Origin of the sequence: Bradyrhizobium sp. (genome assembly GCF_049519115.1) — a bacterium.
Taxonomy (GTDB): Bacteria; Pseudomonadota; Alphaproteobacteria; order Rhizobiales; family Xanthobacteraceae; genus Bradyrhizobium.
In genome coordinates this window covers 1-2,538 of record NZ_JBEKRB010000187.1, presented here as the reverse complement: position 1 = coordinate 2,538, position 2,538 = coordinate 1, and the positions used below count along the sequence as shown (strand labels likewise).

At 57.8% G+C, this 2,538-nt stretch carries 5 protein-coding genes; all 5 read right to left on the bottom strand.

Features of this window, described 5'->3' with window-relative positions:
* On the bottom strand, window positions 1-439 hold a 439-nt coding region (locus ABSE61_RS36960; RefSeq protein WP_423876084.1), incomplete at its 3' end, for a DoxX family protein.
* A gap of 32 nt (window positions 440-471) precedes the next feature.
* Window positions 472-891: a nuclear transport factor 2 family protein gene (locus ABSE61_RS36955; RefSeq protein ID WP_423876083.1), complete on the bottom strand. Its 420-nt coding sequence runs from the start codon at window positions 889-891 to the stop codon at window positions 472-474.
* 65 nt (window positions 892-956) lie between these two features.
* Window positions 957-1,208 (bottom strand): hypothetical protein, encoded by a 252-nt coding sequence (locus tag ABSE61_RS36950; RefSeq protein ID WP_423876082.1) that lies wholly within the window; start codon window positions 1,206-1,208, stop codon window positions 957-959.
* 86 nt (window positions 1,209-1,294) lie between these two features.
* Complete coding sequence (locus ABSE61_RS36945; protein ID WP_423876081.1) at window positions 1,295-2,140, bottom strand: enoyl-CoA hydratase/isomerase family protein; 846 nt, start codon at window positions 2,138-2,140, stop codon at window positions 1,295-1,297.
* Window positions 2,137-2,538, bottom strand: a 402-nt coding sequence (locus ABSE61_RS36940; protein WP_423876080.1) for a GlcG/HbpS family heme-binding protein, incomplete at its 5' end; no start/stop codon positions are given. The genes ABSE61_RS36940 and ABSE61_RS36945, both read right to left, overlap by 4 nt.

Here is a 2,538-nt window from a genome sequence, read left to right as displayed (position 1 = left end):
CGCTGAACTTTCCCGGACCGGAGCAGATCAGCCAGATAAAGAAAAGCACGTACAGAACTTCTGGAAGGTAGAGGAAATCGTCGAGCCAGTTAAGAGGCGAGAGCCCCTTGGGCATGGTGGAAAGCGCGTTGGTCAGGGTGGCGACGGTCATATCGATCAATAGAGCCACGCAGGCCGGGCTCGAAAGAAGCCCCACGGTGAGCAAGCATCCACCAACGAACTCGACACCCGACACGAAATAAGCCGTCTGGTGGGGAAACGGAACTTTGGCTTTAACCAGCGTTTCGTAAATAAGTTTCATGCCGCCGGCGACAAACAATTTGTTTGCCCCAGTGATGGCGAAGAACAGCCCGAGCGAAACCCGTACCAGCAGGATGGCATATTGTTCCAAATCACTGCTACCCAGCAGCGCAAACTGGACCAACCGTTTCCAATCCATCTCTTATCCCTCCATCGGTTTCGGCCTCGAGATTATGTGTCCATCCGTTCGACCCATTGAGCGCGAAATGCGGGAGCCGGGAATGGATCCGCAAAGTACTGTGTTTCATGCGCGACCTTGTCGCCCGTGAACTCCATAATACTTACGGTATAGGTGGGCTTGCCGTCGTATGTCAGGATCAGCTCGGTGACCCAAAGGTCTCCGCCGCCAATGATTCGTTGGACAGTAAACCGCTTTTTGCTCGGCTGACTGGCGCGTTGGTTCTGTATGTTGCTTCGACCGCGGGTTCGCTCGGCTGACTGCGGATAGTCCAGCACCGCGTCCTCATGATAGATGAGGTGCTCCGCTTCAAAATCGTTGGCATCGGACGCCGCCCAATGCCGATCCAGTGCCGCACGGATCGCTCGATCTCGCACTCCAGACTCCTGCTGCTTCTTTGGTTGATCGTTCATCTTGAGCCCACAATTCGACAAGAAGCCAAATGCTTTAGCGGAATCGGAGTGTACGACTCGGCCGACTAAGGTTGGAACCCGTCCGCCATCCACTTGGCGAATAGCTCAATTCGAGATTGCTGCCAGGGGCCTTCTCCTCTTGGTGGTGGGGGCGGCATTACGGCGCCGCCGATTCCACGAATGCGATCGTAGATGGCGCCAGCGTGCTTTTTGACGTCATCGTAACTCCCCAGGTTGAAGGCCTTGCTCATGCCTTGAATGTCCCGCTGGGTAAAAAGCGGGCGAATGTCCATTTGAAAGCTTGTCGTTTTCGTCATTGCGCCTCACAGGTGTTGGATTATACGGATGTCGCAGTCTCCTTCGCGAATCCAAAACTTCCTTTCTCTTTACGTCGGAGCGCCGCCTAGCGCGAGATCTGCCCCAAGTAATATCCGAGTCGATTTTCGACATCCCCCGGCTTGTGAAAGCCGCGCGCCATCAGCGCCTTGATCCCTTCCTGGGCGGCAGGCCGCCCGAGCGAAGCGATGCACGCATCCCATCCGGCACCCAGCTCGACGTCCGGCGGCAGGCTGGTGTTGACGAGGCGCTTGGTCTGGGCGATCGCCCATTTGTCGAACTTGGCGATGCGAGTCGCGAGCGCCTCTACAAACGCATCCAGATCCGCATCGGGCAGGGCGCGATTAATGTAGCCGTAGGCCTCGGCCTGGTCTGCTCTAATGTCTTCCGAGCTCAAGAGCACTTCGAGGGCGCGGTTTCGGCCGATAAGTCGAGGCAGCCGAGCCATGGGTCCTCCGCCGGCGACCATCCCTACGCCAACCTCCCATTGCGAGATGATGGCCCTTTCGCGGCTGGCGAAACTCATGTCGCAGGCCAGAGTGATCTCGCTGCCGTTGCCGGTCGCACGGCCGCGGATGAGGGCGATGGAGGCAACTGGCAAGTGGGTCAGACGCACGAGAAAGTCCGGCCAGGGCGGCAAGCCCGTGGGACCCTCCGCCATCGAGGTGAGGTCCTCAATCTTGGCCGTGAAATCGGAGTGATTCAGAAAGTAATCATCGACCGCGCTGTCGAAGACCACGACCCTGACCTGCTCGTCGGCCTCGAGAGCATTGATGACTTCCTGAAACTGCTTGACCATTTCCGGGCCCATCACGTTGATCGGCGGATTGTCGATCGTGACACGCCAATAGGCGGGCGACCGCCGGGCGACGCGGATCTGCGCGGGCTTCGTAAGTGCGCTTGCAGTGGTCATGGCACCCTCCTGTCCATAGATATTGGGATCATTTGTTCCTTCTCGGCAGTTGGTTGATTACCGCCGCGCCTGCCTTGCTGACGATCTCGTCCTGGGAATCCGTGCCTCCCGAACAACCTATTGCGCCGATAATCACCCCCCTGTTCGATCAGCGGGATCCCGCCTCGAGAGGCAATGATTCCATCGAACGCGAGCAGATAGTTGAAATGCATAAGCTGGATACCGTCCTCGAACTGCTTCGTTTCGCGCCGGAAGGTTGCGGCTGCTCGTGCCTTGTGCTCGGCAATCTGAATGGAGGCAAGCATCGCACCGTCCATTCGTTGAAAGGCGACGAGGTTGCCGCCGGAATCGACCACCGCTGCGTTCATCTTCCAATTCCGCTTCTTCGCCTCTGCAAC

Excerpts from the sequence above, each read along its gene's own strand:
- ABSE61_RS36955 (WP_423876083.1), bottom strand. The coding sequence starts at position 891 with ATGAACGATCAACCAAAGAAGCAGCAGGAGTCTGGAGTGCGAGATCGA.
- ABSE61_RS36950 (WP_423876082.1), bottom strand. The coding sequence starts at position 1,208 with ATGACGAAAACGACAAGCTTTCAAATGGACATTCGCCCGCTTTTTACC.
- ABSE61_RS36945 (WP_423876081.1), bottom strand. The coding sequence starts at position 2,140 with ATGACCACTGCAAGCGCACTTACGAAGCCCGCGCAGATCCGCGTCGCC.